24 protein-coding genes are annotated in these 24,661 nt (G+C 44.8%); 8 read left to right on the top strand and 16 right to left on the bottom strand.

Annotation, left to right across the window (positions count from 1 at the left end; genetic code table 11):
* Positions 1–24: 24 nt before the first annotated feature.
* Positions 25–2,379, bottom strand: coding sequence for a mechanosensitive ion channel domain-containing protein (locus DYADSP32_RS02620; RefSeq protein WP_149244168.1), 2,355 nt, complete (start codon positions 2,377–2,379; stop codon positions 25–27).
* 205 nt (positions 2,380–2,584) lie between these two features.
* Here DYADSP32_RS02620 and DYADSP32_RS02625 point away from each other — a divergent pair, with 205 nt between their 5' ends.
* On the top strand, positions 2,585–3,112 hold the full coding sequence (locus DYADSP32_RS02625; RefSeq protein WP_149244167.1) for a helix-turn-helix domain-containing protein: 528 nt from the start codon (positions 2,585–2,587) through the stop codon (positions 3,110–3,112).
* A gap of 57 nt (positions 3,113–3,169) precedes the next feature.
* On the opposite strand, the gene DYADSP32_RS02630 is transcribed toward DYADSP32_RS02625, so the two are convergent.
* The 15 genes from DYADSP32_RS02630 to nhaA all read right to left on the bottom strand — a co-directional run bounded on the left by DYADSP32_RS02630 (position 3,170) and on the right by nhaA (position 13,224).
* A complete protein-coding gene (locus DYADSP32_RS02630; RefSeq protein ID WP_149244166.1) occupies positions 3,170–3,535 on the bottom strand; it encodes a DUF1801 domain-containing protein in 366 nt (121 codons plus the stop codon).
* A gap of 62 nt (positions 3,536–3,597) precedes the next feature.
* Complete coding sequence (locus tag DYADSP32_RS02635) at positions 3,598–4,011, bottom strand: DUF6157 family protein (protein WP_149244165.1); 414 nt, start codon at positions 4,009–4,011, stop codon at positions 3,598–3,600.
* Between the two features lie 33 nt (positions 4,012–4,044).
* Complete coding sequence (locus tag DYADSP32_RS02640; RefSeq protein ID WP_149244164.1) at positions 4,045–4,437, bottom strand: hypothetical protein; 393 nt, start codon at positions 4,435–4,437, stop codon at positions 4,045–4,047.
* A gap of 254 nt (positions 4,438–4,691) precedes the next feature.
* Positions 4,692–5,273 (bottom strand): TIGR00730 family Rossman fold protein, encoded by a 582-nt coding sequence (locus tag DYADSP32_RS02645; RefSeq protein WP_149244163.1) that lies wholly within the window; start codon positions 5,271–5,273, stop codon positions 4,692–4,694.
* A 182-nt stretch (positions 5,274–5,455) separates the two neighbouring features.
* Positions 5,456–6,016 (bottom strand): DUF4256 domain-containing protein, encoded by a 561-nt coding sequence (locus tag DYADSP32_RS02650; RefSeq protein ID WP_149244162.1) that lies wholly within the window; start codon positions 6,014–6,016, stop codon positions 5,456–5,458.
* A gap of 103 nt (positions 6,017–6,119) precedes the next feature.
* A complete protein-coding gene (locus tag DYADSP32_RS02655) occupies positions 6,120–6,578 on the bottom strand; it encodes an SRPBCC family protein (protein ID WP_149244161.1) in 459 nt (152 codons plus the stop codon).
* Between the two features lie 9 nt (positions 6,579–6,587).
* On the bottom strand, positions 6,588–7,166 hold the full coding sequence (locus DYADSP32_RS02660; protein WP_149244160.1) for a DUF1801 domain-containing protein: 579 nt from the start codon (positions 7,164–7,166) through the stop codon (positions 6,588–6,590).
* A gap of 182 nt (positions 7,167–7,348) precedes the next feature.
* Positions 7,349–7,954: an HD domain-containing protein gene (locus DYADSP32_RS02665; RefSeq protein WP_149244159.1), complete on the bottom strand. Its 606-nt coding sequence runs from the start codon at positions 7,952–7,954 to the stop codon at positions 7,349–7,351.
* A 121-nt stretch (positions 7,955–8,075) separates the two neighbouring features.
* Complete coding sequence (locus DYADSP32_RS02670; RefSeq protein ID WP_149244158.1) at positions 8,076–8,456, bottom strand: DUF2200 domain-containing protein; 381 nt, start codon at positions 8,454–8,456, stop codon at positions 8,076–8,078.
* Between the two features lie 124 nt (positions 8,457–8,580).
* Entirely contained in the window at positions 8,581–9,024 is a 444-nt protein-coding gene (gene arr / locus DYADSP32_RS02675; RefSeq protein ID WP_149244157.1) for an NAD(+)--rifampin ADP-ribosyltransferase, read from the bottom strand.
* 270 nt (positions 9,025–9,294) lie between these two features.
* Positions 9,295–9,684: a DUF1398 domain-containing protein gene (locus DYADSP32_RS02680; protein WP_149244156.1), complete on the bottom strand. Its 390-nt coding sequence runs from the start codon at positions 9,682–9,684 to the stop codon at positions 9,295–9,297.
* Between the two features lie 123 nt (positions 9,685–9,807).
* Positions 9,808–10,392: a helix-turn-helix domain-containing protein gene (locus tag DYADSP32_RS02685; protein ID WP_414617462.1), complete on the bottom strand. Its 585-nt coding sequence runs from the start codon at positions 10,390–10,392 to the stop codon at positions 9,808–9,810.
* A gap of 12 nt (positions 10,393–10,404) precedes the next feature.
* A complete protein-coding gene (locus tag DYADSP32_RS02690; protein WP_414617463.1) occupies positions 10,405–10,572 on the bottom strand; it encodes a hypothetical protein in 168 nt (55 codons plus the stop codon).
* Positions 10,573–10,666: 94 nt separating this feature from the next.
* Positions 10,667–11,986, bottom strand: a complete 1,320-nt coding sequence (locus DYADSP32_RS02695; protein WP_149244155.1) for a DUF389 domain-containing protein — start codon at positions 11,984–11,986, stop codon at positions 10,667–10,669.
* A gap of 56 nt (positions 11,987–12,042) precedes the next feature.
* A complete protein-coding gene (gene nhaA / locus DYADSP32_RS02700) occupies positions 12,043–13,224 on the bottom strand; it encodes a Na+/H+ antiporter NhaA (protein WP_149244154.1) in 1,182 nt (393 codons plus the stop codon).
* Positions 13,225–13,423: 199 nt separating this feature from the next.
* On the opposite strand from nhaA, the gene DYADSP32_RS02705 reads away from it, so the two are divergent.
* From DYADSP32_RS02705 to DYADSP32_RS02735, 7 genes are all read left to right on the top strand, one after another.
* Positions 13,424–15,217 (top strand): potassium transporter TrkG, encoded by a 1,794-nt coding sequence (locus DYADSP32_RS02705; RefSeq protein WP_149244153.1) that lies wholly within the window; start codon positions 13,424–13,426, stop codon positions 15,215–15,217.
* An 8-nt stretch (positions 15,218–15,225) separates the two neighbouring features.
* A complete protein-coding gene (locus DYADSP32_RS02710; protein ID WP_149244152.1) occupies positions 15,226–15,903 on the top strand; it encodes a potassium channel family protein in 678 nt (225 codons plus the stop codon).
* Positions 15,904–16,189: 286 nt separating this feature from the next.
* On the top strand, positions 16,190–17,431 hold the full coding sequence (locus DYADSP32_RS02715) for a GAF domain-containing sensor histidine kinase (protein ID WP_149244151.1): 1,242 nt from the start codon (positions 16,190–16,192) through the stop codon (positions 17,429–17,431).
* A gap of 120 nt (positions 17,432–17,551) precedes the next feature.
* Entirely contained in the window at positions 17,552–18,289 is a 738-nt protein-coding gene (locus DYADSP32_RS02720; RefSeq protein WP_149244150.1) for an IclR family transcriptional regulator C-terminal domain-containing protein, read from the top strand.
* 337 nt (positions 18,290–18,626) lie between these two features.
* Complete coding sequence (locus DYADSP32_RS02725) at positions 18,627–19,802, top strand: hypothetical protein (protein WP_414617464.1); 1,176 nt, start codon at positions 18,627–18,629, stop codon at positions 19,800–19,802.
* A gap of 371 nt (positions 19,803–20,173) precedes the next feature.
* Positions 20,174–23,164, top strand: a complete 2,991-nt coding sequence (locus DYADSP32_RS02730; RefSeq protein ID WP_149244148.1) for a SusC/RagA family TonB-linked outer membrane protein — start codon at positions 20,174–20,176, stop codon at positions 23,162–23,164.
* A gap of 30 nt (positions 23,165–23,194) precedes the next feature.
* Positions 23,195–24,643 (top strand): RagB/SusD family nutrient uptake outer membrane protein, encoded by a 1,449-nt coding sequence (locus tag DYADSP32_RS02735; RefSeq protein WP_149244147.1) that lies wholly within the window; start codon positions 23,195–23,197, stop codon positions 24,641–24,643.
* The last annotated feature ends 18 nt before the right edge of the window (positions 24,644–24,661 follow it).

The following is a 24,661-nucleotide window of genomic DNA, read 5'->3' on the forward strand; positions in this document are numbered from 1 at the left end:
CCGTATTCAGATGGTTCTGTGGCTTTACATGAGTTTAATGCCACTAGCCTTGAACTTCTGATGAATCGTTTCCAGAAAAAAACTTTTGAACACAGGCTCAACATAGACGTCATTCAGCCACACCAGGATTTTGAATTCCATCGAATCGCCGGTTATCGCATTCGTCAGAATCTGCCTGGGTGCCTTTTTGACCACACCTTCACTCTTCCCTAAGGTGTCGTCGACCAGCTTTTTTATCAGATCGGTGTCAGCGTCTATATTCACTTTGAACAGGAGTTCTGTTTTCAGATGAGAATCATGTTGTGTATAATTCACTAGCCTGCCCGAAAGCAGATCGCCATTGGGAATAATTACGCGCGATCCCTGCTGGGTAAGCATTTTACTGGAACGGATCCCTATTTCCAGGACTCTTCCCTTTTTGTCGGCCAGCTCAATGTAGTCGCCAATGTGGAAGGGCTTTTCAAATATCAGTATGATGCCGGAAACGAAATTATTGATGATGTTTTGAAGTCCCAACCCGATCCCAACGCCAAGTGCTCCAAGCAATACGGTAATGCGGGTGAGCGGAACACCCGAGGCCGACACAGCGAACAAAACACCAATGACAATAATGACCAATCTTATCAATGCCAGCTTGGAGCCTTTCTGGACTTTGTCACCCATAAACTCCACATCGTCCTCACCAAAGAAAATGCCAATATTCTTCTGAAGTTGATTCGACAGGAAAACGATGATTATAAAAAAGAGAAGGTTACCAAAGGTGAAACTGATGCTACCAAAAGTGCGCTCTCTGGAAAGTATCTGATGTACAAAAGCCATCACGGAGTCGAGGATATTGAGGTTGATCATAAAGACCAAAATCCAAAGCCAGGCACACAGAAATAACAAGCCCTTACGTGCGGAGGCATTGCTGCGTTTAATATTAATCCTGGAAAATAACCCTTCGGAGCAAGCGCTAACCTTAATATGCAATTCCAGCGCTTCGGTCAAAACACGGATGAGCACAGCCAGACTAATGATCTGAATAACACCACTAATTCCGGTCAAATTGAAAGATTTGGCAAGGCTCAGCCGGCCAAAAATGTTCAGAAAAACGGACAAACCCGCAAGCACCATGTGTATGAGCAGTACGGGTTTAATGTAAACATCCTCAAGGCCTGATGCTGTGGTGCGACGGAAGAGCCGGTATCCTAAGTAAAAGGAAGCCATGCTTAAAGCTACCAGAGCCAGTCGCAGGATAAGGCTTTCATTCACAATGACGTTGAACACAACGGTCAGTACATATAAGCATAACAACACAATCCACCATCTCACCTGGCTTTTCGGAAGACCTTTTCCAAACAGAATGGATAGCGTCACTAAGAGAAAGAACTGGTTGAGTTCGATGTAGATTGAAGGCGAATGCGGTTCAAAAAGGGGTGTAAGGTTGAAAAATACGAAAAGGGACGCAAGTACCGGAACACGGGATATCACCTTGAAATCGAGCGGGCCAACTACATCTGCAATTTTTCTTTTTCTAACTAGTCTGAAGTTGATATAAACCCATGTAAAGAATCCGATCACCAGCAATAGTAGCAATAGACGGTTGTCCCAGGTAGTATTGAAAAAGTAACGCAAGATTTTATCTTGCCCTGCGTAGGATGCACGGATCATCTTGGTTACATTTTGGGACTTGTCTCGCAGTGGTGCTTCCCACAGGAGCCTGGTTTCCTGGCCCAGCAGATTTTTGTCCGAATCCCGGAGGTAGTCGCTGACGGTATTTTGTAGATCAGTTGAGCTGAAGTACAAAGCGGATGCATCGGCTAGCAGTCTGCTTACCGTATCCAGGTGAGCTACGGTTGTTTCGCCCGTTTGCTGTAATCTCAGCTTCAGGTCATTAATCTGCGTTGCGTAGAGAGTTCTTTGTGTGCTGTCATTGTCTACTGTTTTCAACAGAGAGTCGCCAGAATATTGGATGATTTGTTCGGACATGCTCTGAAGACTGGCGTTGTAGGCAGAGAGGGTTTTTCGCCAACCCGCCGTGTGTCTCTGAATGTCCGCCAGCATGAGCCGGTAGTTGCTCAGATCCTTTGTTTCAGGAAGTGGATTCTTCACATTCAGAGCCCGTTTGATCTGTGATATGCTCGACTGGGTCTTCGCTAATTCACTTCTCAGTTTACTCAGTTGGTAACCTTTTTTATTGGCGGTGTTGATTTGGACAATGGCCGCCTGTACCTTTTCAATGCGGAACAGTAACGTGTCAGGGATTACTTGTCCTTTTAAACGCATGGAGTCTGTCTGCGCAAACGCATGACTATTCAGCACCAGGAGAAAAACAGATAAGGCAAACCGGCAGTAAAAGTGGATGGGGTGCCGCCTTGCAGTTGAAATAATGGTCATGAGGTATTGTTGAATTCATAAAGCAGACTATACGCAAAAAATGATGCCAGGAGCTATGTTTTGCATCGTCTACCAGAAGTTGAGACCGCATGATAAATTTTCAATCCTAAGCCTGATGTCTTTTAAAAGGGGTTGGGAAACTGGAATGACGTGCAAATGCCGGGTGTAATTAGTTAAAAATCAACAACAGATGGTATAAATTGCGATGGAAATAACAACCCAGACCATGGAGAAAGGACAAAGGATCAGAGAAGCAAGAATTAAAAAAGGAATGACTCAGCAGGACCTTGCCGAAAGGACCAACATAAATGTGAGAACGATCCAGCGGATAGAGAATGGAGAGGTGAGTGCCAGAACTTACACACTCAATACGCTGGCAGCGTTCCTGGAAATTGATCCACATTTATTACTCGACCTCAATCCTGATGCAGCTCAGGCTGAGAAAGAAAATCGTTCGCTGCTGATTCTTCTTCATTTGGGCGGATTTTTACTTTTACCAACCTTAATGATCTGGTTTTTCGAAAAGGATCGTATTCGGGGTATTCGGCGGCACGGCATGGATGTGATTAATTTCCAGCTTACCATGCTTGTGTTTTTGATTCCGGTTCTGCCGTTGGCGTTTCTACCCATATTGATTGCTTTATTCACCAGCGCGGTCATTATAGTCAATACAGTTAGAGTAATGCTCAATCGTCCGTATCATTACCCTATGGCCATATCTTTTCTTCGATAACGAAGGTATGTGGCAATCGCCACCGTAGATAATAAATTCGTGCAGGTTGGAGGTGTCTTACTTCGAATTTTCCCTATTGACAATTCTTTTTTCGTTGAATTTTAAGATGCGCACGATCAGTTCCACAGGCATGGGCTTGTCCAGTGGCAACTGAACAGATCCTTTGCCTGTCTTGTATCCGGCTAGTGCTTCGGCAAACTCGGGGTTACCGGTCGGGGCAGGATAAAGTCCGATGTGTTTTTTGAAAGCGGCGTAATGTACCAGGTAGCTATTTTTGAATTTGAAAGTGGGCATGTCATAACTGATCACTTCTTCGGCTTCGGGTATTTCTTTACGCACAATCGACCTGATCTCCTTAAGTGCTTGCTGCGCTTCTTTAGGAAATCCGGTAATGTATTCGTCAAATGATCCTGGTTTGGCCATGTATCAATAGGTTAATCACATTCAGAAGTAATTATTGTCAGAGTAATTGAAAATTATCCCGGCTACCGGCTCGATTTCATTGCTTTCACCACTTTTAGTGACTTGTCCTCAGAGAATTTTCTATAGGCTTCACTGTCGTAGCCCACCAATGCAATTTTTCCTTCACTGTCGTGATGAACGCCCCAGCCATATCTTTTTGTCAACGGGGAAGCACGCAGACAAGCCTGGCCTTTTGAGAAAAACTCTTTTCTGGCTTCTTCCAGCTCACTCTCGGTCAGATCTTTTCGCTCTGCGTAAACCTGAAAAAGTACATCATCGGATGTGAACTTGTATGGGTTTTTGCTGATCATTTCAAACTGGATATTTGCGACGGAGATTTTATCTGCCTTCACGGGTGGTATTTCTCCACAGGTGGCTGGGGAGTCGTCGGCTATGACGATAAAGGTGTTTTGGTAGTTGGCGGAATGCATTTTCATCCTATTAATTCATTTATGAAAATTTTATTATGGTCAGTTATCTATGTTGCCCGATTTCCTGACCAGTGTGTCAATCTCAACTATTTCTTTTTTTATACTTTGTCGGATCAGACCGAAAAGGCTCATGTAAATATTGGCCATCCATACGAGCGAAAATCCAGATACAATATAACCTCTCCAGTCGCCTAAAAGCAACTTATAGTCCGTTAAAATCAGGATCAGGATGGTGATATAATGGCTAAAACAATATTCACAGGTGAAAACGTAGAAAAATTTTCTTGTTAACAAACTTTTACCTGACACACTTCGATTGGCACAATACTTCCTTGGTTCTTTGAAAATCTCTTCGTGTGTGACGGTCCAGGCAATACAGGCAATCGGAATGGCAAGCACGATTAGCCAAAGAATTTGATCGAAAAGTTCCATTTCCTGTTGTTGAGTAAAGCTATGTTCCAGACGTTTTCTTGGCAATGGTCACATCGGTGCAGGCATCAATTGTGAGGGTAAAATACATTTTAAAATTCGTATTGTAATCTTATAAAATGGTAAGGGTATGCGATAAGTACATTTTTCCTCAGCAAATACCATTCCAACAGTTGCAAATTTTAATATCTAACGGTGGAAGGTTATTTTTCGGCCATTAAAAGTATTCGCTGGTATAAAAATCGTGCTAGTGCGTATTACACGGTTTTATTATTTATCCATTTACCTACAGTGGGGGCAATATAGTTTGTCATTTTATCCAGTATATCGTCAACACTGGTGCCGACCAGAAGCATTTCCTGATTTGTGGCTTTGAGAAATCCTTTGTCTACCATGGTTTGAATCATAGTAATCAGAGGATCGTAGAAACCGTCCGTATTCAAAATACCAATGGGTTTCTTGTGTAGCCCGAGTTGCGCCCACGTAAGCATTTCGAAAAGCTCCTCCAATGTGCCAAATCCGCCAGCAAGGGCAATGACACCATCACAGAGTTCATTCATTTTGGTTTTACGCTCATGCATACTTTCAACCAGGATCAGCTCTGTGAGTTCGGTGTGTGCGATTTCTTTTAACCGGAGAAAGTGGGGGAGGACTCCGGTCACTTTCCCACCTGCACTCAGGACACCATCAGCAACTGCACCCATTAATCCCACCTTTGCTCCGCCGTAAACAAGCTCGATATTCCGGCTTGCCAATGTTTGTCCAAGCAAAGTTGCCTGAACGCTAAAACTTTCATCATGACCGAAACTTGATCCGCAAAAAACGGCGACTTTCTTCATTGTTAAATTCGAAATGTGTGTTGGAATAGGTATTTGCAGGATTGGGTTTTCAGCCCTCTGTTGACGGGCCTCTGTAAAAATGTCCAACCTTACGCAATGCTCCTGCGCTTTGCAATATACAGAAAGGTGTTAATGGATGGTAGGAATGCAGGACGCGTTTTTTTTATTTGTGCGATGTCTTTTTATACGCGCAACGATCCGCGGAAACCTCTGGCAGCGTAATAGGAATCGGCACCATTGTGATAAATAAACACTTTCCCATATCGGTAGTCGCCAAAAATGGCACCACCCAGTTTTCTGATGTCCGGTGGTGTGACGAGCCAGCTCGACGTTTTCGTATCAAAGTTTCCAAGCTTTTGAAGGTCATGATATTGGGCTTCGGTTAACATTTCAATGCCCATTTCAGCGGCCGCATCCATGGCACTATTGTCGGGTTTATTTGCTTTTCTTGCATCCAGCGCCTTCCGGTCATAGCACAAGCTCCTGCGCTCTTTTGGACTTTCCGCAGCGCAATCATAAAAAATATATTCACCCGTATGGGGATCAAAACCAATAACGTCGGGTTCGCCACCAGTGACTTCCATTTCATCCAGTGTCCACAGTTTTTCGGAATTGCTTTCCAGTCTTTCCTGGATTTTGGCCCATTCCAGATCTTTATGCCTGTTCATGTTTTTTTCAAAACGGGCTTTCAGTATACCAAGTAGTTCCTGACTTTGCGCTGGGGATAATTCTTTTTTACTCATTTTGTTTCCAATTTATGATTACAAATCAGTGGGTCATGATTACACTGGGCATTACGCATGAACTGGTCTGCAGGTTCTTTCTCAGCCCGCGAATGTAAGCCGCCTAGCTGGCGCGTGACGACAGGTATTTTTCGAGCTTGTCCAAATTTTGTTTCTGGCCCTCGTCCGCTTTATGGGCTCTCACTACGATATCAAACATTTCGGGCGAGTCAAAAAGCAGTGACCAGTCAATGCGGGTTACATTACCTTTTGGTTCAAAGCATACTGTGGTAATGAAATGTGGATTGAAGTGCTCAAAAATGATTTTTTCGAAAGGGATAATTTCAATAAAAACACTCCGGTTCGGATAGTTTTTCCCATCGGGTCCATGCATGGTAAGGTTCCATTCTCCACCTTTTTGCAAGTCCATTTTATGGATTGTATTGGTAAACCCGTTGGGGCCCCACCAGTTTACAATGTGTCCGGGCTGTGTCCATACAGCCCACACAAGGTCGATTGGTGCTTTTACAATTCGGCAGGTGGCTAGCACCCTGTTTTCTGCGTCATTAGCTACATTATCCATACTTGATGCCTAATCCTCTAAACCCTTTTCAATTAAAATATTCGGAATACTTCTTTCTACCCTGGCTTCCCGTGTTTTCGACTGTTTGGGTTGGGAAAAATGAAGGAGATAGCCCCGCTGACGCCCCGGAGTCAGGGCATAAAAGGCGGTTTTCAGGGATGGCAGTGCGTCAAGTTTGTTTCGGAATTCTTCGGAAACCGGAAACTGCTCAGTCTTTTTAAGCACCACTTCTAAACCAGCTTTTTCTACCTCGATCGCTTCATAAATGTGCGCCTTTATGGTTGGCTCCTGCGCACTTATTTGCTGAAGATTTGTAAATCGGATCTGCCGCGCGGCCTGTACATTTTTAGTCTGCTGAATCAATAATCCGCTCGTATTATTTAAAAGCGAGCCCTTGAAAAATAATAAGGCACAGTATTGTTTGAACACATGGATCAAAACGATATTATTATTTTGAAACGTGTAACAAGGGGAGCCCCATTTCAGGTCTTCGGTCAACCCACAATCCAAAACGATTGTACGCAATTGTGCGAGTTCGTCATGCCATTGCGCATTTTTGTCAAAATAAAAATCAGCCCGGGAGTTCATATTTTCAGTTATACACTTGGTGAGGTTATTTAACTACGCAAATTAATTTCGATTTTTTCCAGGTGGAAACAGGTGTTTGGAATTGGATTTTGGAAACGCTATGTTTCTGGCAAAGGTATTGGGCCAAATCTTTTATTTTACCCCGGTTGACACCTGAAACGGACAGGGTAAATCCCTTGTCTTTACTCAATTTCAGTCGATTTTTTTAAAATTCCTTGTTCTACGCTGTCATTGATCAAACTCTCAGCGTAATTCCATATAATTGCCGATCCGTTTTTGATTGCCTTTTTCTTTTCGTAGACCTGTTGATACCCGACATTGAATTCGGCCCAGGTGCCTCCCTGGTTTGAGGTGTTTTGCAACAGTGGTTCGAGGCGGTCCATGGATTTTGCGAATTTTGCCTCGTCTGTGGTTCCGGCTTCGAATTCTTCCCAGATTGCAATGAATTCGGCTCCTTGTTCTGCCGGTAAAAGTCCGAATATACGCTTTGCCGCGATGAGCTCTTCTTCGGTATTCGAATGGTTTTTTGCAGTATCGTAAATAAAAGTGTCGCCGGCGTCAATCTCCACAATGTCATGAATAAGCACCATTTTTACTACTTTCAGAACGTCTATTGCTTTGTTGGCATGCCCGGCCAGTACAATGGTCATCATGGCTAAATGCCAGCTATGTTCGGCATCGTTTTCATGCCGGTCACTGTTGAATAGCCTGGTTTTACGTTGGATATATTTTAGCTTATCAATTTCTTTAATAAACGCGATTTGTTTCAGCAGATTTTCATTTTCCATACCTCGTATACAGTTAAAAGCAGTCGTCCTGATTGACGTTGTTATTGGTCGTTGATGGTTTCGGTAGCCAGTTTCGGCGACAGAAGATGGTTATTTTCTTTTGATTTTGTTCAACACAGGTTCACGAGTTGGCAGTTTTCGGCTTTCGTAAAATCTTCTCCATCTTACGTCCGTTCGCCAGCTCATCCACAAGCTTGTCCAGATATCTCACCTGCTGGGTCAATGGGTTTTCGATGTTTTCTATCCGGTATCCACAGATTACACCGGTGATGAGACCAGCATTGGGATGTAATTTGGCTTCCTGAAAGAATTTCTCAAAGGTTACTTTTTCATTAATCAGTTCTTTGAGTTTGTTCTCGTCGTAGCCGGTCAGCCACTCAATGACTTGATGTAATTCATTTACCGTTCGGTTTTTCCTTTCGACTTTGGTTACATAATGTGGATACACCGAGGAGAAAGTCATCTTTGCCATTCGCTCATCGTGTTCTTTGGTTGTTGTCATAACAGTATTTGGGTTAATGGTACGGTTTGTTTCAGCCATTATAATATTTCTTTCAATCAACTTGTTTAAATCCCCTCCAATCTGCTGGACAAAACTTTTTTCCGCGTAAAACTCCCAGCAAGTACTACTGGTCATTCAACGAATGGATACCTTGTTCTCTAAGCCTGGCTAAACCATCCTTCATCGCTTGCACCTGTCCGGCAGGGTGACCCTGCCAGACCGACACTTCGCCTACCACTTTAAAAGGTTGTGTCGACCGGTACGATTTTGTTGGATTGCCCGGGAATTTTTTGTCGGTCAGGTCTGGGTCATTCTCAATTTGCCCTGTGGGTTCTACCAGGTAAATTCTTTCCCGCCCTTCTCCAGCGGCCAGTTCAGCGCCCCAAATGGCAGCGTCCAGGGTTGCAGACAAGAAAATGTATTTTGCATTTTTGTTTTGTCCGTAATTGGAGGTGAAGCCGGCTACAATCAGCTCGCCTACTTTTAAGTCGGCCTTTGTGCCGTGAAAATACGTTTGCACAAAAGGTGTCGCACCATTTCGATTTACATTGCTTTCGGTTTTATTCATCAAGGCCTGGTGAATTGTGATATTTGTTTTGTCCCATGCAGGTCGCCCGCTGAACAGGAAATGGAACGGGCGCCACAGCCAATAGGATGGTTTTTGTACGGGAGTCCTATCTGTTCAGTGCCCTATAAACTCAGCGTGCAATGCAAACATGAAGATAGCAACTTAATGCCAATTCCGGAATAATGCCGGGGTGCAGCAAAGCAGGCGCAAGTACAATTCCCCATTGTACTGCCGCCTGCCCAAATATGCCAAGCCACGTTGATATCGCCCTTAGTGCGGTATCTGCTCTACCAGTATCTCATTGTCTGCTTTATCGTAGTACGTACAGGTCATCTTGTCCATACAGATGGCCCATTTTTCGATGCCAAAGGATGCACACACTTTAATAAAAGTAAGGAAGTCCGTTTTACCCTGTTGGTGGGCAACGAGCTCAGCTTTGAATTCTTCTGCTTTTGAGGTGTCGGCGATGGGCAATGGGGCGTATTTAGCAGGTACTTTTGCCATAAAGCTGTTGGCACCATGGTAGAGGATATGCCCATCTGTGACATAAGCTTCATAGTGGGTCACACCCAATGCCTTGATTTCTTGTACGTAGGAAGGGAAGTCGGCACCCGATTTCACCTTGCTGTGAGCTGACTGGATTTGTTCTGTTGTAAACATTTTCTTTTGTTAATAGGGTTAATAATTCACCTGAATGCTCATGCGCCCGAGCAAATTTTGTATCCGGGATACGATACAAAGGTGGGGTGGCATTGGTCCCTATTATTGTAAAAAAACGTTTTTCTACAGGAAACGTTTGAAATTTTCGGGTGTGTCGCCTGTGAACTGTTTAAAGTCCTTTATGAAATGCGCCTGATCAAAGAAGTTGTTTTCAAAGCAGATTTCCGTTAAGGATTTGGTGTGGTTCAGACTATCAAGAACGGTATTAAAGCGAACAATTGAAGCGAATTTTTTTGCCGTGGTTCCTACGACCTTTCTAAATCTCTTTTCAAAGGGACTTGGGCTGATGAAGAGTTTTTCATTAAGTTCTTTTATACGGATCGTGCCTTTGTTCTGGTAAATAAGTTTCACCGCTTCCACAATCAGTTTATCTGTCTCAATATCCGTGAGTTGCGATAATAAAAACTGCTCAACAACTTTGATTCGCTGTTGGTCGGTCGTTGCGATAACCAGTTTTTCCTCTACTTCGCTTACACGCTTACGATCAAAAATGTCATCAAGGGAAAGGCTAAGGTTGAATAGTTCATTGGCAGGATGTGAGGCAAAATTGATGAAACCGGTTTCAGTGAAGTAAACGAGAATGGTACCGATGTCGGCGGTGTTTTTGAAAATTTTGTAGCCGTCCGTAATTCCTGTAATTCCCGCCATATGAAGGCGGCTTTAGGTTTGGTCTTGAACAGTGAGCAGTTGCCCTTTATACTGGAAACCTATAACCAATCCTGAGGAAGGAAAAACTTTATATTCCCGTTCCCATTCACTCTCCGACACCACAAAATATTTGATGTAGTGTTTAAGTCTGTCTGACGGAAAATGTTTCTCAAATTTCATTTTCTTTTTTGAGGTTGGTGGGATTCGTCACCGCCCGGGTTCTTGCACATGCATTTTAGGTAAATTTACTTTGTCTTTACCTTCCTGGTGTAGTTTAGATAGCTGTTTTTTCGATGTAAATTTTCAGGGAATCACTTTTCATTCGAACTTTAAGCCACTGCGTTATTCTGGCGAGGTCGCGGTTGGTACGTACCGGTTGGTTTGAACCCAACACCACGACCGTGTAATTGCGGGTTGCTCCGGAAGTGACAAAAAAACTTTGCTTGCTGGCTGAGCAATAATCAATTTCAGGAAATAGCGGCTTGATTTCCTTATAAAGCTGGCCACCCAGTTTTTGTGCTTTGATAACACTATCCTGTTGTTGAATGTTATGGCTTAGTTCGGATTTTAGTCTGTTGATCTCAGCCTGGTAGCGATCAGAGAGGCTGAGTTCCTTGTTGATCTCACTCACTGAAAACCCCTGCTGGACAATGATGGAAACACCCGCTAACCCATAAATATTTTTTCTTTGACTTAGCCTTGTTTTTTCTTCCTCACTGATCGTTTTTCCTCCATAGATAAGCCTTATTTGTTTCCGGTTAGCGTCCAGCTCCGTTTTTAATAAGTAGTCACCTTCAATAAAGCTCTCGTTTTGGATAAAGTTATTGGCATTTTGGGTAAAGTTCTCTTTTTGAACAAGCACATAACCGTAATAAATACTAGGGACTGTTGTGAGTAGCACGATGAAAGTCACCCACCGGTTAGCCATATTTTTCTGCGATTCGTTCGCCAGAAAGCGGATGGGATAACGTAGAAGCCTAACCGTGAATAGGGTAGCACTGCCAATAAAAACGGTGTTGATAGTAAGCAGATATAAAGCGCCGAAAAAGAAGGGCCAGTTGGCAGTGGCCAGGCCATACCCGGCCGTACAAAGCGGTGGCATAAGCGCTGTGGCAATGGCAACACCGGGAATGACATTACCTTTCAGCTTACTTGAGATGGCTACAATGCCTGCCAGGCCGCCCACGAGCGCAATAATCACATCGTAGATGGTGGGTTGTGTGCGTGCCAGCAGTTCTGAGTGCGCCTGGTATATTGGCGTGATGTAGAAATAGGCCGCGGAAGTGAGTAAGCCCGCTACCACTGCAAACAGATAGTTGACAAATGCTTTCTTCAATAGCGGGAAATCGTATGTGGCAATGCTATATCCCATTCCCAGGATTGGGCCCATGAGGGGAGATATCAGCATGGCGCCAATTATTACGGCAGTAGAATTGACGTTGAGTCCAACTGAAGCAATCAGGATTGCGAAAATAAGGATCCATAAATTGGTACCTTTAAAAACGATCCCGCTCTCCACGATGTCGTGGATGGTGGCATAGTCTTCCCGTTCCGATGAAATATCGAACTTTTCAAGCACGTCGGAGATACGCATACGATCAGATCTGCTTAGGATTAATTACAGCCGAATATATCAATAATTGGATAGACTTATTGTCGTCTGGTTTTTTTTTCAAGCCGGTAAAGCCATAAATAACCCAGGAGGCCCGACAACACCGACGCCGTAAGAATGGAAAACTTGGCTTCTGACAGAATAAGGTGTTTGCCTGAGAAAGATAACAGCGCTATGAAAATGGACATGGTGAAACCAATTCCGCCCAGCATCCCCACACCGATAATGTGTTTCCAGCTCGCATGTTTAGGCATCTTGCCGATTCCGGTTTTGACAGCTATCCATGAGAAAAGAGTAATACCTACCGGCTTGCCAATCACGAGCCCCAGTATAATACCCAGGGCAAGGACCGTTGCCAGCCCTTCAATCATGCCTGCTTCAAACTGAATATTGGTATTTGCCAGAGCAAAAATGGGCATAATAACGAAATTGACGGGGTTCACCAGGATGTGTTCCAGCCTTTCCAGTGGGGATTCGGTATCGTCGGGGGTGGTGGGGATAGCAAAGGCGGTAAGCACACCGGCAATGGTGGCATGGACGCCCGAATGATGAATAAAATACCAGATGAATAATCCCGGAATGAGGTAGGCTGCCAGGTTTTTCACGCCCAGTTTGTTTAATATCAACAAAAACAGGAAGATACCACCTGCATAGAGCAGGTATAGGTAATGCAGATCCGTGGAATAGAAGATCGCGATGACCAGGATGGCGATCAAATCGTCTACGATGGCCAGGGCCGAAAGAAATATTTTCAGAGAAGACGGAGCCCTTTTTCCCAGCATGGATATGATGGCAATGGCGAAGGCAATATCTGTTGCCATTGGAATTCCCCAGCCACCTGCGGTTTCGGAACCCATATTGAGCGAGAAATAGATACCCGCCGGGACCATGACTCCGCCCAGGGCTGCAATGATCGGAAGTGATGCTTTCTTGAATGACGACAGCTCACCTTCCACCAATTCCCTCTTAATCTCAAGTCCTACCAAAAGAAAGAAAATGGCCATCAAACCATCATTAATCCACAATATCAAAGGATAACGAAGGTGGATCTGACCAAAATCGGATCCCAGCTCGGTAGCCAGAAAGTCCTCGAAGCCAGGTCCTGCGCCACTGTTTGCTATGACGAGCGATATGAGGACGCATAGAATGAGGATGATGCCACCCGTGGAACTGGATTGAAAAAACCTTCTGAAGCTGTTGAGATTAATAAGTTTTGCCATAATGGTAAAACTAGCCAAAAAAAGCTTTTGAGCCTTATTGAATTTGAAATCTACTGTTAAAACTTAAAAAAAGCTAAAAATTACCGAGAGGTGAATCTGTATGGTGTAATCGGAAACACTCAGAGAGGACATGTATTCTCTGGTTTGATCAGGTAAGGTGATTTCATTTATAAATCTTAACTCTTAACTAAAAAATGATATGTTTGCACGATTACAAGCGTGTCAGATGGACGAAAAAATAAGACAATTTCGCCGGTTTTTGGATTACACCAACCTGAGTGTAAGTCTGCTGTGTTCTTTGGGCATTGTTTTTCAGATAGGTTACAACAGTAATATCCTCATCGAGCAATTTGCCAACCGGCTGCTTGAATTTTGTTTTTTGTTTTTTGCCGGGTCCTTATTTATCAAGACCGCGACAGCGTTTTTTAGTAAGTCGTCCAAAATCCCCCGAATCAGCGAAGCTTTGGTTTTGCTCTATTTTTTGAGCGTAGCTATTGCAGACAACTATTACTTCTCAGGTGCCGACGGAACCCAGATCGTAAAGCCGGAATGGATGTATCTTGGCATCTTCGCCGTATTTGTGGTCGAAATTTCTAAGAAAACGCTCTTCTTTGATCAGTTTTATTTCAATCCGTCCCTTTTGTTTGTGCTGAGCTTTTTGTTGCTCATCCTTGCGGGTACTGCATTACTGCTCTTGCCGAAGTCAGCGAATAGTCAGCTTAGCTTTGTAGATGCGCTGTTTCTTGCCACCAGCAGCGTGTGCATCACCGGATTATCCGTGATAGATATTTCCACAGACCTTACCCGATTTGGTCAGGTTGTTTTGCTCCTGTTGGTTCAGATCGGCGGCTTAGGAATTATGACCTTCACCGGATTCTTTGGCTATTTTTTTTCCGGAGGGTTTTCTTACAAGAATCAGCTGATGTTCACTGAACTGATTGGAGAAAATAAGGTTGGATCCGTTATTTCGACCCTGTATAAAATTGTGTTGGTTACTTTCTTTTTTGAGATCGTTGGTGGTGTATTCATTTATCTGAGCCTGGACAAGCATAGCTTTGCAGACAGCGGAGAACATATTTACTTTACCATCTTTCATGCCATAACCTCATTTTGCAATGCCGGTTTCTCTACAATGTCGGACGGCCTCAACACTCCGTTTCTTAAGTTTAATTACCCTTTTCAGTTGTGGGTCATCCTGCTGTACGTGATGGGTGGGCTTGGTTTTGGGATCATTTTTAACATTTACGAGTTTGTTAAAAGGTGGGCGGTCAACACTTATCAGAAACTGTTTTTTGATCGCCCGTTCAAATACCGGACACGTGTCATCACTTTCAATTCAAGAATTATTGGATATACCACACTCATATTGATTTCCTTTGGGTTTCTCTCTGTATTGGTTTTAGAATATGACCACACACTTCGCGAACATAATACGATTTTCGGAAAGTTGGTCACGGCCTTATTTATAGGAACCAGCCCGCGTACAGCAGGTTTTAACATTGTAGACATGAGAGAGCTGGCTTTTCCAACAATCATGATCACTTTTCTTTTGATGTGGATCGGAGGGGCTCCCGGCTCGACTTCCGGAGGTGTGAAAGTTACAACGTTTGCCCTGGCCTCACTGAACATCCTAAAACTGGCTAGAGGAAAGGAGTGGATTGAAATTTTTGGTCGAAGAGTATCAAACGATTCAATTTCAAGAGCGCTGGCCATTATATCCTTATCTTTGATTTTTTTGGGCATGTCCATCTTCATGCTATCGGTGACAGACTCAGAGAAAAACCTGCTTTCGCTTGCTTTTGAAAGCTTTTCGGCATTCAGCACCACCGGACTTAGCCTTGGAATAACACCGGAACTAAGTGAGGGGGGGAAGATGATTATCATTCTCACCATGTTTGTAGGGCGCGTCGGGTCTCTGACCATCCTAATTGCACTGGTCAGAAAGGCAAAACCCAAAAATTATCAGTTACCGGAAGAACAAGTCAATCTTTAGATTATCACATGAAATATATCATATTCGGGTTGGGGAATTTTGGAAAATCCCTGGCTATCCGCCTCACTGAATTGGGACATGAGACCATTGGCGTGGACAATAACATGCAGAAGGTGGAGCAACTCAAAGAAAAAATTACACATACGGTATGCATGGATTGCACCGACCGGAGTGCTGTAAGTTCGTTGCCACTTAAGGATGCAGACTCCGTGATCGTGGCCATCGGGGAGGACGAGGCATCTTCCCTGCTCACCACAGCACTGCTGAAGCAGTTGGGCGTTAAAAAAATCATAGGACGGGTGGTGTCTGATCTTCAGAAGACCGTGCTGGAAGCCATGCAGATCGAGGAGTACATTTTACCTGAGGAGGAGTCTGCGGAGCGATTAGCCATGCGGCTAGATAATTCGGGCATTGTGGATTCGTTCAAAATTTCGGAGAAATACAGCATTATCGAAACCAAAGTTCCCGCGAGATTTATCAACAAGACATTGCTGGAGGCAGACCTTACCAATAGATACAACGTCATCGTACTCACCATTCTAACGCTCTCGAAGGAATCAGAGAATGGACTGGCGCGAATTTTCAAACGAGCCTCAGGTATCGCAACACCCGACACCGTCATGCGGGAAAACGAGGTTCTGGTTCTTTTCGGAGAGTTGAAGGACATCGAAAAGTTTATGCACTAAACCTGCTCAATCGCTTTGAGAATTATTCTTTTGAAGTGGATTGGCGGTGACGGGACAAACCGAAGGGGAAGCCAATCCCAAAAAAGACCATGACTTGCCAAACCGATGATCATTTCTAATGAAGCGGCGCTTACCTGCCTAAGGATTCGGCTTACAGCCATTGGTTATGGTACATGCTCATGAAGAAGTACTAATTTTTTAGGACTAAAATTCATGTCTTGATTTTGTGAGTTCAGCCGGGCAGGGCTATATTGCAACAGAAGATCGATTTTATTTTTTACTGTTTATGAATCTCAACGTTAAAGAACATTCAATTATTGAAAATCCGCCTGTTCCAGACAATGAAATGGAACGTCTCCTAAGCCTTTCGGGCCTTGACCTGGATTATTCCGATCAGCAGCAGCATTTCGGCCATCTGGCCAAGCTCGCCGCCAAAGTGGCTGGAACCAGTATTTCGATGGTGAATCTGATCGATTCTTTCACACAATGGACCATTTCAAATCATGGGTTGGACATTGATCAGATGGACCGTGAAGATAGCGTTTGCCAGTATACCATCATGACAGCAGAGCCTTTTGAAGTCGATGACCTGTCACTGGATAGTCGCTTCCAAGCCAAATGGTACGTGTCGGGTGATCCCAATTTGCGTTATTATTTTGGTTTGCCTTTGCAACTAAGCAACAAACAGAATATCGGCGCACTGTGCATCATGGATCGTCAGAAAAAGGTTCTGGATCCGGAAAAAATTGAATTGTTGAAAATCATAGCCGATGAGATCGTGGCTCGCCTGAGGTCTTTTAAGGCAATTGAAAGCTTGAAAGCAAAGCTACTCGAAGCGAATAATACACATAAGAAGGTTGCTCACGACATTCGTGGCCCGCTTGGCGGAATCATTGGGCTGGCTTCCATCATTCGCGACCAGGGAATGGAAAATCAGATGGAGGAAGTTTTGGAATTTATAAACCTGATACACAAAGGAGGCAACTCCGTACTGGAACTGGCAGAAGAGATATTAAGCGCGCACAAGCCGGAGCAAAAACCGGCTCCTGGCAATGCGGGGGTTGCCAGTTTCAACCTGGCCGTATTCAAAGATAAACTGACTAAGCTCTACCAGCCGCAGGCCAGAAACAAAAACATTCATTTGCAGATCAACACCACTTTTGAAACAGAAAGTGTGCCTTTCTCCCGAAACAAACTGCTGCAAATCGCTGGTAACCTGATTTCCAATGCCATGAAATTCACGCCCGCCGACGGGACGGTCATCGTGAATTTGAATCTGGATATCGTGAATCAGAACAAAACTTTGATAATATCTGTCAGTGATAGCGGAATAGGTATGTCAGAAGCGGGTATAAAAGCGATTCTGGACGGGACTTCAGGAACAACAGACGGAACAGGGGGCGAGTCGGGATACGGCTTTGGACTGGCACTGGTCAAACATCTGATAGATAGTCTCAACGGAAGTCTCGAGGTTGACTCAAAGCCAGGGAAGGGGGCAAGCTTTATGGTCACACTTCCGCAACTGTAAATGGCAACCGGTTCATACACTGGCTGATCGCCGAAATCATACACGAAGTATCCGGGTTGATGCGGATAATTAGTATCTTATTTCCTACATTTATTTTTACAATATAAAATAAATGCAACAATGATACAGGTTATAAACAGAGCGCTGGACATTTTGGAGATAATTGCCCAGCATCCCGATAAACCGCGGTCGCTTGGAGATATTGCCGATACGCTTGGCCTGAACCATGGTACCTGCGCCAACATCATGAAAACGCTTGTGTCCAGAAAATACCTGGATCAGGTGGGTGCAAAGAAGGGTTATGTGCTGGGCAGCAAGTCGTTCGCCTTGTCGGGCAATGACGCGTATCGGAAGGATTTCATTGAAGCGGCTCGTCCGGAAATGGAGATATTGACCCATGATATCAATGAAAATAGTCTTCTGGCGGTTCTTAACGGAGAAAACAGAGTGGTCATACATCGGGTCATGGCTGAGCAGGAACTGCAGGTAAGGACGTCTGATGAGAAACGGATTTATGACGCGGCCTCGGGTCGGCTCCTGCTTGCCATGCTTACTGACCTGGAAATTGATAGGTTTGTAAATAAATACGGCTTGCCGAATCAGGAAGTATGGGCCGAAGCCTCCACCAGGGAAATGCTTCAGTCGGCCGTATCGCAAATCCGTAAAGAGGGGTATGCCATTCAGGTTTTACCTGGTCGTCAGGTGATTGGGTTAGCTGTGGGGGTCGAAAAGAACACCAAAGTGGTTGCGAGTCTTAGTATCTACCTGCCCGAGTATAGGTATATGAGTGTTGATAAGGTTTTATTAGTCAATAAGTTAAAGTCCACAGCTGATCGGATTTCTCAAAAGATGATCTAGGTAAACTGCTTCAGTTAAATTTATTTCATAAGGAGGCAGAGCAAGGTTTTTTTGCCTATTGTATTTATTGGCCATGGCTCCTGTCTGCCTGCCTCCGGGAAGATAAAATTAATGTGAAAGTTGCTTTCCCGAAATATAGGTCCTAATATTGTTTCGAAGTAAAAATTAATTTTACAATATTGAAATTTTGCAGTGTTGGGAGTATAGATGTAGCTGCTGAAAAAGTCGTGTCCCGAATTTTTTGGGAGACCGAAATAGCTTGCTTGCTACCATGAAGCGCCTTCCGGGATTTTAGTTTTTTTTACGAACCATTACATTTTTAATGCGGTCCTCAGGAATGCTGAAAAAAGCTTTGCTAAGCCTTCATTTCGTTTTTGGATTTGAGGCAATAGCTCAGAAGGATTATTCTGGGTTGGTAAAAAGCCTTTACAGCGGTACGGAAAGTACTGCGCTAAGCATTTACAACACCAGTCCTGAAAGCCCTGACGGTAAATACATTTGTTTTGTGAAATATCCTGCTATTGCCGAGGGCGGCCATCTGGCGCCTCCGGTTCGTGCGGAAGTGATGCTTAAAAGCAGGCGTACCGGAGATCATGTAAAAATTAGAGACGTTACCTGCAACAACCACAATGGTGCTAACGCATTTTGGATCAATGACTCTCTTGTGGCATTTCAGGTTAGTCACTTTAAGGATTTTGAGATATACAATGTAAATTCCGGGAAATCAGTTTTCGGGATCGTCGCGGGAGAGCTGGGGCATAAGTCTTTTGGTAATGTCGTTTTTTATTCCAAATGCAACGCCCGACTACTGATACCCGACAAGTCGCGCACCCCATATAAGCCGATGGACGAGGGCATTTACGCTTTTGATTGCCTCGCAGGAAGAAGTACTCTCATTATTAAGCAGGCGCAAATAGTCGCGGCCTTTAAGCGGCAGAATAAAAAAGTCTCGGATTATGAGACTAAAATTCTGCACCTTGAGCCCAATCCTCTGAATAGCAAGATTATGTTTGACTACCGCTATCGGGCCGATTCTGCCAGTGGCTGGCATGACCTTCATGGGATTGTATCCTCCGATGGCAGTGAGCCCAGATGGATTAAAGTTCGCCCTATGCACGTAGTGTGGTACGATAATCAGCACATGATGGGTGTGGATACAGAAGATCCGGAAAATAGAATATTTCAATATGATCTGTTTGGTAAAAGGGGGGAATTGTTAGGGGGAACATCTACCCACGTTGGAATGTCACCAGATAAAAAATGGTACATAGGAGAGGGGGATTTTTACAAATCTGAGGCAGATGGTTTCACCCGCGTATATCTGTACAAACAAGGCGAATCGCGGCCTTATGCGCTGCTGGCACAATGGAAAAACGCAAAGGTGACATGGGAGTGGGTGGCACATGTGAATCCGTCGTTTTCGTCGGATGGCAAACGCGCCTATTTCATCAGGGCCTTCGATCATGAAGATAAATTCGAATCTGTAACCATCCAACTCCCCGAGTTCGATTAAGATTATTTCAGGCTTAAATAGTCAGGGGTAGCGCGCTGTTTCAGATTGCCAACCTGGCGACGGGTGGTCGTATTCCATATGCTTTACGGCATAGTTACCTCAATGTTTCTGGTCTCATCCTGATCCTGTAAAAGTAACAGCTGATCTGCTTCCGGCTGTGCAATCCTAAACGATTTCGTATTCTATTCTCACTGAGAAGGTAAGGCCTTTTCTTTGTCCTGCTCCTGCTATGCGCATCCTTATATAGCACATAATCAATAAAAAATAGAAAAAAAGTATATGAAAATTTGGATGGTGGTTTATTAATCCGGAATATTGTTATAAAATAAAATTAAATTTTATAATATGGAATTTAAACAATTCTCAGCCAAATGAAAGCAACAATTTACATATGGTTTTTAGGACTCTGTCTGTTGGGGCAGACGCATGAAGCATTGGCTCAAAACCGCACCATAACGGGTAAGGTGGTAGGTGGAGCCAACGAGGCACTTCCGGGAGTGAGTATATTAATACGTGGAACAACACAGGGAACAACATCGGATGCCAACGGAAGCTTCACCATTGATGTGCCGGGTCCGGAATCTATCCTGGTTTTTTCATTTGTTGGTTATGCGCCTCAAGATGTGAAAGTGGCCAACCAGTCTTCTGTCTCCGTGGTAATGCGGGAGGATGATCAGCAATTATCAGAAGTGGTCGTGGTGGGCTATGGCACCGTCCGGAAAAGTGATCTTACAGGCTCGCTGTCACAGGTTAAGGCTAAGGAAATTAACGCCTTTCCGGCAACGAATGTCCTTCAGGCCATGTCGGGCCGTGCACCTGGCGTGCAGGTTACCCAAAATACGGGTGCCCCGGGTGCGGGTGTGAGTGTCCGGATCCGGGGTACCAACTCCGTACAGGGTAGCAACGAGCCCTTGTATGTGGTGGATGGATTTCCTACTTCTGGTAGCAACCCCACTATTATCAACAACAGTGATATCGAGAGTATAGAAATTCTGAAGGACGCCTCAGCAACGGCCATATACGGTTCCCGTGGGGCAAATGGGGTTGTTTTGATTACCACCAAACAGGGAAAGTCAGGAAAGATGCAGGTGGATTATGAAGGCAGTTACAGTCAGGCGACGTTGCGAAAGAAGCTGGATCTGATGAATGCAAAGGAATATGCGACATTTTACAATGAACAGGCGGTTACTGACAAGGTAACGCCCTTTTTTACTCAGGCTCAGATCGATGGCTTCGGAGAAGGGTTTGACTGGCAGGATCTGATATTCAGAAAAGCACCCATGCAAACGCACAATTTGACCGTGAGCGGTGGTAACGAAAAGACCAGGTTCTCAATCGGAGGAAGTACCTTCGACCAGGAAGGAATCGTGATAGGCAGCAATTACAAGCGGTATTCGATAAGGGCTTCCGTCGATACCGATGTCAACAAGATGTTCTCACTGAGTTATGGAGCTACACTTACAAAGATTAAAACGAGTCGCCAGAACAACGGAGCAGGTAACCGGGGTGGCACGCTGATGTCCGCGGTGATATCTGCCCCTCCCACACTGACACCGTACAATGAGGATGGTACATTAAGGGTGCTGGCCACGGCATACCCATTCATTTCTAACGTGCTGACCAATCCGCTGAACTATGTCAACGAACAGACCGACGAGGTCGATGCCAACAGAGTACTTGCCAATATGGCTCTGACATTCAAGCCTTTCGATGGGCTGGCCATAAAACTTTCCGGAGGGATTGAAAACAGCGATGATATCACAGAAGGATACACCACCACCCGCTTTATCAATTCTCAGGGATCCGCCAACGTTTCGAATACAAGAGGTACGAGTCTTTTGAGTGAAAATACGATCAGCTACATCAAAACGCTTGCTGACAAACACAGTATTTCAGCGGTTGCCGGTTTTACCTATCAGGATTTTCTGAACAAGTCACTGGGCGGATCGGGTGTCGGGTTTTTAAGTAATGTAACCGAAACCGCTAATCTTGGTTCCGCAAACACGCCCGGTATACCGAGTTCAAGTTATTCATTCAGCACCTTGTTGTCTTATCTGGGACGTATCAATTATAGCTTCAACAGTAAATACCTGGCTACAGTAAGCTTCAGGGCGGATGGGTCCTCAAAGTACAGCGAGGGAAACAAGTGGGGGTATTTCCCATCGGCGGCGTTGGCGTGGCGGTTATCCGAGGAGGCTTTTATCAAAGACATTCCGGCCATTTCTGATCTGAAACTGCGCAGCAGCTGGGGACTCACAGGTAGCCAGGCGATTGGCGCATATGCCACGCTCAATAACCTGACTGCCGGGAAAACGGTTTTTGATGATGCACTCTATAACACGTTTGCACCTGGGACACGCCTGCCGGGTAATCTCAAATGGGAGACTACGGAACAGATCGATTTTGGGGTAGACGCCGCTTTTTTCAACAACCGGTATCGGATTTCTGCAGACTACTACATCAAGAACACAAGGGACCTGCTCAATACGGTTCAGTTACCATCAGGTTTTGGCTTCACCAGTACGATACAAAATGTGGGACAAATTCAGAACAAAGGGCTTGAACTCGCACTGGACGGGTTGATCATCGATAAAGCATTTAAGTGGGATCTGGGGGCAAATATCTCTTTCAAGCGCAACAAGGTTGTTAAACTTTACAATGGTGCAGACATATTGGGAGGAAGCGTTGGCGTGACCCTGATCAATGACAACGCCAACCTGCTTCGGGAGGGAGAACCCATGAGCGTATTTTATGGCTATCTTAAAAACGGTTACAATGAACTTGGTAAGGAAATCTATCAGGACCTGAATGCCGATGGGGTGATTAACCAGCTCGATAAAACCATCATCGGTAACCCAAATCCTGATTTTATATACGGCCTCAATTCAACCATGTCCTATAAGGGACTGGAACTGACCATATTCCTTCAGGGTGTTCAGGGTAATGACCTCGTCAATGTAAGTTCGATCAACAACACGCTGGATTACGGCTTTGGCCTAAATATGCCAAGGGAGGTTTATACCAATCACTGGACACCTACCAATACAAATGCCAAATATCCGGTCATTTCAAGGGCCAATTCCTATAACTATTCCGACAGGGTGGTGGAAGATGGATCTTACATGCGACTTCGCAACATACAGCTTGCCTACAATCTGCCGCTTTCCGATTGGAATGTGAAGTGGATGAGGTCTGCTCAGATCTACGTGAGCGGACAGAATCTGCTGACCTTTACAAAATACTCCTGGTGGGATCCGGAAACCAATTCCCAGGGAGGGGCCAACTCGTTGGGACAGGGTATTGATCATTACAGTTACCCTACTTCCAAGTCGGTAACGGCGGGAATCAGGGTTGGATTTTAAACTTTTCGGCCATCATTATAAATACTTATCATGAAAAAATACCTTTTTATTATAGCGCTGGGGATATTGACTTCCTGTGAGGACATTCTGGAAGAAAATCCGAAGGCCGTAGCGGTGGAGACCTTCTACAACACCGCCGCCGAGGTAGAAACAGCTGTCAATGCCATTTACGAGCAGCTGAGAGCAAACAACAACATCAGCGGGCAACTGGGAGCGCAACTGGAAGCGTATACAGATTACAGTTATGGTCGTGGTAGCTACCAGGTGCTCAGCGATTTTCAGGGGTTAAATTCTACCAATGTTCCACGGACAGACGATGGCTGGAGGCTGTTTTATCTGGGAATCCGGAATGCCAATCTGGTTATTGCCAATGCGCCGAAGGGCAGCAGTATTTCCGCTGGTGACGTGGCCAAATACATCGCAGAGGCGAAATTCCTGCGCGCTTACAACTATTTTTGGCTGGTACGCAACTGGGGCGGCGTGCCCATTCGCACGGAGGCAACTTTAAATGAGCCCAATGTGCCACGTAGTACAGCGGATGACGTATACAAACTGGTCATTGCGGATCTTATAGAAGCAGAGACCAATCTGCCTGAAACACAGAAGCAGGTTGGAAGAGCTACAAAGTTTGCTGCCAAAGCGGCATTGGCGGAGGTTTATTTTACCCGCAACCAATACGCAGAAGCCAGGGATAAGGCCAATGAGATTATCCAGTCCAAAAAGTTCTCACTCGTTCCCGTTACAGTGGCCGCCGATTTTGACAATATTTTCGGACCTACCGTTGTATCGACTTCGGAGGAAATTTTCTATCTCAAAATGACCCGCCAGAATTCACAAGGTATGTACCTGGCGATGTATGCCCACCATCCGGGTACCAGGCTCCACGGAGCTGGAGGATTTTATGCGCATTACAGTGAATCTGTGAACAATCTGGTTCAAAAAAACTGGGATAATGCGGATCTGAGGAAAACTTTTAACTGGGTGAAATATGATATCGGACTGGGGCCGAACAGCATTTTATGCAAGAAGTTCTCGGATCCTCTGGCTCCCCACCAAACCGCCGCCGGAAACGATTTCCCGATATACCGTTACACAGATATTCTGCTGATGTTTGCAGAAGCTGACAACCGGGTCAATAACGGGCCGACCGCCGCCGGTCTTGATGCATTGAATCAAGTACACCGTCGCGCATATGGCAAGCCTGCGAATGCGCCTTCGACAGTTGATTTTGCCCTTTCGGGCTTTACAGTTGATACTTTTAACGATCTTGTGCTGCAGGAACGCGGTTATGAAACACAGTACGAGGCCAAACGCTGGCTCGACCTTAAAAGACTGGGTATACCCAAACTCAAACAGGTCATTAAGGCGGCTACGGGAAAAGATGTTGCCGACAAACATCTGTTTTGGCCGGTTCCGGTGGCTGAACTCAATTTCAATACGGCACTGGATCCTTCCAAAGATCAGAATCCCGGATATTGATATGTTGGTCCAATTATG

The organism is Dyadobacter sp. 32 (assembly GCF_902506755.1).
In the GTDB taxonomy this organism is placed as follows: domain Bacteria; phylum Bacteroidota; class Bacteroidia; order Cytophagales; family Spirosomataceae; genus Dyadobacter.